The 7,164-nt window shown below is 68.2% G+C and carries 6 protein-coding genes; 4 read left to right on the top strand and 2 right to left on the bottom strand.

Annotated elements, in window-relative coordinates:
* From OZ671_RS27955 to OZ671_RS27945, 3 genes are all read left to right on the top strand, one after another.
* Positions 1-812, top strand: an 812-nt coding sequence (locus tag OZ671_RS27955; RefSeq protein WP_268863755.1) for a tetratricopeptide repeat protein, incomplete at its 5' end; no start/stop codon positions are given.
* 156 nt (positions 813-968) lie between these two features.
* Positions 969-4,196 carry a bifunctional cytochrome P450/NADPH--P450 reductase gene (locus OZ671_RS27950; protein WP_268863754.1) on the top strand — a complete coding sequence of 1,076 codons (3,228 nt, stop codon included), beginning with the start codon at positions 969-971 and terminating at the stop codon, positions 4,194-4,196.
* Positions 4,197-4,338: 142 nt separating this feature from the next.
* On the top strand, positions 4,339-4,893 hold the full coding sequence (locus tag OZ671_RS27945; RefSeq protein WP_268863753.1) for a GNAT family N-acetyltransferase: 555 nt from the start codon (positions 4,339-4,341) through the stop codon (positions 4,891-4,893).
* Positions 4,894-4,973: 80 nt separating this feature from the next.
* On the opposite strand, the gene OZ671_RS27940 is transcribed toward OZ671_RS27945, so the two are convergent.
* The gene (locus OZ671_RS27940; protein ID WP_268863752.1) at positions 4,974-5,612 is read right to left on the bottom strand and encodes a VOC family protein; all 639 of its coding nucleotides are present in this window, start codon (positions 5,610-5,612) and stop codon (positions 4,974-4,976) included.
* Positions 5,613-5,692: 80 nt separating this feature from the next.
* Here OZ671_RS27940 and OZ671_RS27935 point away from each other — a divergent pair, with 80 nt between their 5' ends.
* Positions 5,693-6,199, top strand: a complete 507-nt coding sequence (locus tag OZ671_RS27935) for a GNAT family N-acetyltransferase (RefSeq protein ID WP_268863751.1) — start codon at positions 5,693-5,695, stop codon at positions 6,197-6,199.
* A gap of 135 nt (positions 6,200-6,334) precedes the next feature.
* On the opposite strand, the gene OZ671_RS27930 is transcribed toward OZ671_RS27935, so the two are convergent.
* A complete protein-coding gene (locus tag OZ671_RS27930) occupies positions 6,335-6,835 on the bottom strand; it encodes a hypothetical protein (RefSeq protein WP_103168909.1) in 501 nt (166 codons plus the stop codon).
* Positions 6,836-7,164: the final 329 nt, after the last annotated feature.

Raw genomic sequence — 7,164 nt, 5'->3', positions numbered from 1 at the left:
ACAGCAGCGCCCCGGCGACGACCGGCTCGATCGCCAGCCCGCCGCGGATCGGCCTGCCCGGCACCTCGGTCTCCTCCTCCGGCTGGCAGGCGGTCGGCCGTGCCGGCGAGCGGCCGGCGACCATTCCCGCCGCCCTGAAGAGCGCTGCCGAAGGCGGCAACCCGGCGGCCGCCTTCGAGCTCGGCACGCGCTACCTCGAAGGCCGCGGCGTCCAGGTGAGCGCGACCGAAGCGGCCAGCTGGTATCAGCGTGCCGCCGATGCCGGCCTGGCGCCCGCCCAGTACCGGCTGGGCAGCCTCTACGAGAAGGGCACCGGGGTGACCCGGGATCTCAACCGCGCCCGCGGGCTCTACGAGAAGGCCGCGGCCGCCGGCAACGGCAAGGCGATGCACAACCTCGCCGTCATGTTCGCCCAGGGCGCGCTGTCGGAACGTCCGGATTACCGGACGGCCGCGCAGTGGTTCCGTCGGGCGGCCGAACACGGTGTCACCGACAGCCAGTTCAATCTCGGCATCCTCTATGCGCGCGGCCTCGGCGTCGATCAGAGCCTCGCCGAGAGCTACAAATGGTTCGCCCTCGCCGCGCTCGGCGGCGACCAGGATGCCGCCAAGAAGCGCGACGAGGTCGCCGCCCGCCTGGACCAGCAGACCATGGTGGCGGCACGCCTTGCGGTGGAAACCTTCCAGGTCAAGGCCGAACCGGAGGCCGCCGTGCGCGTGGCGATGCCGGCCGGCGGCTGGGGCGACGAGCCCCGCGCGGCAGCGCCGCTGCCGCCGCCGCACCGACCGGTGCGGCCGGTCTCCTCGCGCTGAACACGTTCTGCGCCGCGCTGAACAAGGTTCCGCGCCGCGCGCCGTGTCCTGCGCGTTCGCGCCGGGCCGAAGGGTGGGAGCGGCCGGTCCGTGATGCCGGTTGACAGAGCCTCGGCCGGGCCCCTCAATGCCAAAAAAGACGAGGGGCGCTCATCCATGACCGAAGCCGCATCACTGGCTCCGATTCCGCATCCGCCGAAGAAGCCGGTGGTCGGCAACATGCTGACCGTGTCGAGCGAGACGCCGCTGCAGAGCCTGATGCAGCTCACCCGCGAGCACGGGCCGATCTTCGGCCTCGACATGATGGGCACGCCGCTCATCGTCGTGTCGGGCGCGGCCCTGATCGACGAGCTCTGCGACGAGAAGCGGTTCGACAAGGCGGTGCGCGGCTCGCTGCGGCGCATCCGAGCCATTGCCGGCGACGGCCTGTTCACCGGCGACACCCAGGAGCCCAACTGGGCGAAGGCGCACAATATCCTGCTGCCGACCTTCTCCCAGCGCGCCATGGTCAACTACCTGCCCATGATGCTGGATATCGCCTCCCAGCTCATGCTGAAATGGGAGCGCCTGAATGCCGACGACGAGGTCGACGTCGTCCACGACATGACCGCGCTCGCGCTCGACACGATCGGCATCTGCGGTTTCGACTATCGCTTCAATTCCTTCTACCGGCGCGACTATCACCCTTTCATCGACGCCCTGACCCGCACGCTGGAAACCTGCATGATGCAGCGCGGCCTGCCCTTCGAGGGGGTGCTGCTGCGCAAGCGGCTCGGCCAGCTCAAGGACGATGTCGACTTCATGAACAAGCTGGTCGACGACATCATCCGCGAAAGGCGCCGCGGCGGTGCGGCGGCCGGCCAGAACGACCTCCTGAACTACATGCTTGCCGGCGTCGACAAGCAGACCGGCGAAAGCCTGTCGGACGAGAACATCCGCTACCAGATCAACACCTTCCTGATCGCCGGCCACGAGACGACCTCCGGCCTCCTCTCGTTCGCCATCTATTTCCTGCTGAACAATCCCGACGTGCTCGCCAAGGCCTATGACGAGGTCGACCGGGTGCTCGGTACCGATATCGGCGTGCAGCCGACCTATGCCCAGGTGAACCAGCTCACCTATGTCGCCCAGGTGCTGAAGGAGGCCCTGCGGCTGTGGCCGACGGCGCCGGCCTTCGGCCTCTATCCCTATCAGGACGAGGTGATCGGCGGACGCTATCCGCTGAAGGCGAGAACCTTCGTCACCGCGCTCACCCTGATGCTGCACCGCGACCCCGCGGTCTGGGGCGACGATCCCGAAACCTTCGATCCCGAGCAGTTCTCGCGCGAGGCGGAGGCCGCGCGCCCAGCCAATGCCTACAAGCCCTTCGGCAACGGCCAGCGGGCCTGCATCGGCCGTCAGTTCGCGATGCAGGAAGCAACCCTGGTGCTCGGCATGATCCTGCAGCGCTTCCAGCTGTTCGATCACACCAAATACCAGCTCAAGATCAAGGAAACGCTGTCGATCAAGCCCGACGGCCTGAAGATCAAGGTCAAGCCGCGCCCCGGCCGGACGCGCTCGACGACGGTTGCCGCCTCCGGCGCACCGGCCGCCGCCACCACGGCGGCGGTCCCGGCGGCCGCGGCACGGCCGAAGCACGGCACCGCGCTGACCGTGCTCTACGGCTCCAATCTCGGCGCGACGGAAGAGATCGCCCGCGCCATCGCGGAGGCCGGCGAGGTCAACGGTTTCGACGTCACCCTCGCCGAGCTCGACAGCCATGTCGGCGACCTGCCGGCCAAGGGGGCGGTCGTCATCGCCTGCGCCTCCTACAATGGCGGTCCGCCCGACAATGCCGCACGGTTCCAGGCCTGGCTTGCCGAGACGAACGACCCCACGCTGCTCGAAGGGGTGAGCTACGCCGTGTTCGGCTGCGGCAACCGCGACTGGGCCTCGACCTACCAGTCGGTGCCGCGCCAGCTCGACGAGCGGCTCGCCGCCCTCGGCGCCCGCCGGATCCGCGAACGCGCCGAAGGCGATGCCCGCGAGGATCTCGACGGCCAGTTCCAGGCCTGGTTCGAGGGCCTGTTCCCGGCGGTCGGCACGGCGCTGGGCCTCGACATCGATTTCAGCGAGAGCCCGGCGGCCGAGCCGCTCTATGTGGTGGAGACGCTGGCGCGCGCGAGCGGCAATCCGGTCGTCGCCGCCGTCGGCGCCAAGGCCATGACCGTTCTCGCCAACCGGGAGCTGCAGACGAAGGCCGGCGCGACGCCCTCCGAGCGCTCGACGCGCCATATCGAGATCGCGCTGCCGCCGGGCACGCAATACCGGCCCGGCGACCACCTGAGCGTCGTGCCCGTCAATGGCCTTGCCCTGGTCGAGCGGGCCGAGCGTCATTTCGGCTTCGCACCGGATGCCCAGATCCGGCTGAGGACCCAGGGCGGGCGGCGCAGCGCCCTGCCGGTCGACGAGCCGCTCGGCGTGCGCCAGCTCCTGACCGAATTCGTCGAGCTGCAGACGGTCGCGACACGCAAGCAGGTGCAGGCGCTCGCCGACCATACGCGCTGCCCGATGACCAGGCCGCGGCTTGCCGCCCTCGCCGGCGACGGCGAGCCGGGCGGCTACAAGAGCGAGATCTGGGCGAAACGCCGCTCGGTGCTCGACCTCCTGGAGGAGTTTCCGGCCTGCGAGCTCGGCTTCGCCGGCTATCTCGAAATGCTGCCGATGATGACGCCGCGCTATTATTCCATCTCGTCCTCGCCGCTGGTCGCCGCGGACCGCTGCAGCATCACGGTGGGCGTGGTCTCCGGCCCGGCCCGATCCGGGCGCGGCCTCTACGAAGGCATCTGCTCGAACCATCTCGACCGTTCGCCGGAAGGCAGCCTCATCCACGCCACCGTGCGCGAGACCAAGGCCGGCTTCCGCCTGCCCGACGATCCGGCGCGGCCGATCATCATGATCGGGCCAGGCACCGGCCTCGCGCCGTTCCGCGGCTTCCTGGCCCAGAGGGCCCAGGTGAAGGCGAGCGGCCAGGCGATCGGACCGGCCATGCTGTTCTTCGGCTGCCGCCACCCCGACCAGGACTTCATCTACCGCGACGAGCTGGAGGCCTATGCACGCGACGGCATCGTCGATCTGAAGGTCGCCTTTTCGCGCCTCGACGGCAATCGGACCTATGTGCAGGACCTCGTGCGGGCGGAGAGGGACACCGTGAAAGCGCTGATCGAGGCCGGCGCCATCATCTTCATCTGCGGCGACGGCAGCCGCATGGAACCCGACGTCAAGCGCACGCTGGTCGGCATCTACTGCGACGAGAAGGACGTTTCGCTCGCCGAGGGCGAAGCCTGGATCGACCGCATGGGCCGCGAAAACCGCTATGTTCTCGACGTCTGGGCCGGCACCTGAGCCGCGCCCGGCCGCAGTCGCGCGGCGGCCATGCCCGTGCGGGCATATCGTCGCATTGACTTGTATGCTGCAGCGCACAATATGAAGGCTCTAGGGAAGTGAGCGCCCTCGGGGATTCGTTATCCACGAGGAGACCGCCACAATGGCACGAGCATTCCCAGCGCTCGGCTCCATCCGTGAACTGAGCGGTTCGGAGCAAGCGCTGCATCGCGATCACCTGACCCGGCTCGACCCGGAAGGGCGCCGGGACCGTTTCAACGGGATCGCCGACGACAGCTTCATCGCACGCTATTCCGAACGCTGCTTTGCCGGCGTCACGCGTGTTTTCGCACTGGTCGACCGCGACGGTCATGTCCGCGGCACGGCGGAGCTGCATCCGCCGGTCGGCGGCGAGCCGGCCGACATCGCCTTTTCGGTCGAGCCCGACTGGCGCCGTCAGGGCATCGCTTCGGAACTGTTCGCGGCGGTGATCACGGCGGCCCGGCTCGCCGGCTATGCGCGACTGAGGATCACCTCGTCCAGCGACAACCACGCCATGCGCGCGCTCGCCCGCAAGTTCGGGGCACGCTTCACCTTCAGCCAGGGTGAGACGGCCGGCACGATCGAGGTGGCCCCGGCCGCGCCGCCGCTCGCCGCCGAGCGCGACGGCATTCCCGGCTTTGCCCGCAGCCGTGCGCTGGCGCTGGCGGGCTGCTGAGGCCGACATTTCACACATGGTGTCGATGCGGGAAGCCCGCCTCCCCGGGCGGGCTTTTTGCCGGCCGCGTGGGCGGCGGCTCAGACGAGCACTCTGACCCCCTGGGGCGTTTCGATATGCGCCCGATATCGCGGCCCGGCGCCCCTTGCGATCATCGGCGGCCGATCGATGGCGAGCTGCCGATAGAGGGACGCGATTGCCGCCGGCTCAGGGTGCTCCAGGACGAAGGACGTCAGCCGTGCGTCGCGGTCGGCGATGCCGGTCATGTCGCGCGCCCTGCCACGCCGGTCGATGATGCAGGGCACGGCGCCGTCGAGAGGCAGGCTGCCGTCATCGGCGATCGCGAAGTCGAAGGACGGACCGCCGGGCGGGAGCGCCACGGCCTTGCCGAACAGGCTGCCATGCCCGGCGATGAGCGCGGCGATGTCGTCCGTCCTTGCCACCCAGCCCCGCAGGCGCCTGCCCGCGTCCCAATCCGCCCTGACCTTCGCGCGGTCGTCGAGACCGAACCAGCGCGGCCGTGTCGGCGCCTCGGCCTGCGGGTCGATGGCGACGATCTCCAGATAGGTCGTGCCGCCGAGCCGAAGGAGATGGTTGTAGGTTCCCATATAGCCGTGGCGCTGGCCAAAGGGGACGTCGAGATCAAGGCAGGCCCGGACATGGGCGACACCCTCGACGAGATCCGGAGCGACGACGGTGAGATGGTCCAACTGCAGCATGCCTTGATGCTAGCACGGCAGGCTGGGATCATGATCCAGGCCATGCAGGGCATCGGGTGGCGGTGCCAGGATTGGGCAGCATGACGTTTCATATCGATGATCTGGCGCCCGCGGATGTCGAGGCTGTCGTCTCCGTCGACGGCGGAAACGGCTGGAACTCCGACCGCGCATTGTGGGACCGCTACCTCGCCGAGCAGGCGCACGGGCTGCGCACGGTCCTCATTGCCTGGTCGCACGATCATCCCATCGGCTACGGCACCCTCGCATGGGCGTCGGATTACGCCCCTTTCCGCCTGCGCGACATGCCCGAGATCAACAACCTCTGCGTCGCGCGCAGCCACAGGCAATCCGGGGTGGCCACGACCCTCATTCGGACACTGGAGAATAAAGCGAGATCGTCCGGCAAGGCCGGCATCGGTATCGGTGTCGGACTTTACGCCGACTACGGCAATGCTCAGCGGCTCTACGCGCGGCTCGGGTTCCGGCCGGACGGCGAAGGCGTGACATATCGAGGACGCCGTGCCGGGCCCGGCGAACCGGTATGCCTGGATGACGACCTCATTCTCTGGCTGTCGAAGGCCCTGTAGAACAGCGAGCCGTCGTCCCGCGATGGCCGGCCGGACCGCTCGCCGAATTGACCGGCACGGCACCGATCGCCCAATAGCAAAAGGCCCGCCGGCGTGGCGGGCCTTTCGTCTGTCGCAATTTCGAGCGTGTCGGGCTCAGGCGGTCTTGCCGAAGGAAGCCAGCTTGCCGGCCTCGGCCTGCAGCGCCTTGGCGCTGTCGGTGGCAGCCTGGCGAACCGCATTGAAGGCGTCCTGGGTGCGGACGATGTTGGCCTGGCCGAACTCGCGGACGAAGGCGACGTAGCGCTGCGCGGCATCGCTCGGGCAGGACGCATCGGCCAGCGACTGGATGCCGCCGAGGGTCAGGTTGACATTGGCGATGGTGGCATCGATCAGGCCGCGCGACACCGAAGCGCCGGCGCCGACCACGGCGACCAGGGCCTTCTCGACGGTAGCGGTGGCATCGAGCGCGCCCTTCTCGGCGGCAGCGGTCCGCTCCTTGGCGGTCTCCGCATTGCGCTTGACGAATTCACGGGCAGCAGCCGGAACCTGGATCTTCTCCTGGGCGCTCTTCAGCGTCTCCATGATCTTGGCAACCGGCGCGAAAGCGTTGGTTTCGGTGGCCTGGGCTTTGGCCTTCGAGGTCTTCTCGGTCATCGTCGTCTCCATCCTCGTCTGAGCTATGGTCCACCCCGTCCGACATTGGCCCGAGGCATGCACAGCTTATCGCATGAATTTTTGTGCGATGCAACATGAATTTATATTGCATCGCAATATCGCCAAAACACCTGCAATAGCAATCACTTGAAAGCGGACATGGGATGCGCTGGAAGCTGCTCGGCGGAATTCGGACCAGGACCGGCGGCACAGCGGCGGCCTTTCCGCCGGGGCGTGCCGGGCCTATGTCGGAACCGACGCCGCGTGTCATGATTTCGCAATTCATCGCACGCCCGATATCGCTGTGCGGCGCGTTTCACATCGAGGAT

This window comes from Phreatobacter sp. AB_2022a (assembly GCF_026847585.1).
Classification (GTDB): Bacteria; Pseudomonadota; Alphaproteobacteria; order Rhizobiales; family Phreatobacteraceae; genus Phreatobacter.
The sequence above is the reverse complement of the archived record's forward strand: the minus strand, read 5'-3'. Positions and strand labels throughout refer to the sequence as shown.

Coding starts and splice junctions, on each gene's coding strand:
- OZ671_RS27950 (WP_268863754.1), top strand. CDS start 969: ATGACCGAAGCCGCATCACTGGCTCCGATTCCGCATCCGCCGAAGAAG.
- OZ671_RS27945 (WP_268863753.1), top strand. CDS start 4,339: ATGGCACGAGCATTCCCAGCGCTCGGCTCCATCCGTGAACTGAGCGGT.
- OZ671_RS27940 (WP_268863752.1), bottom strand. CDS start 5,612: ATGCTGCAGTTGGACCATCTCACCGTCGTCGCTCCGGATCTCGTCGAG.
- OZ671_RS27935 (WP_268863751.1), top strand. CDS start 5,693: ATGACGTTTCATATCGATGATCTGGCGCCCGCGGATGTCGAGGCTGTC.
- OZ671_RS27930 (WP_103168909.1), bottom strand. CDS start 6,835: ATGACCGAGAAGACCTCGAAGGCCAAAGCCCAGGCCACCGAAACCAAC.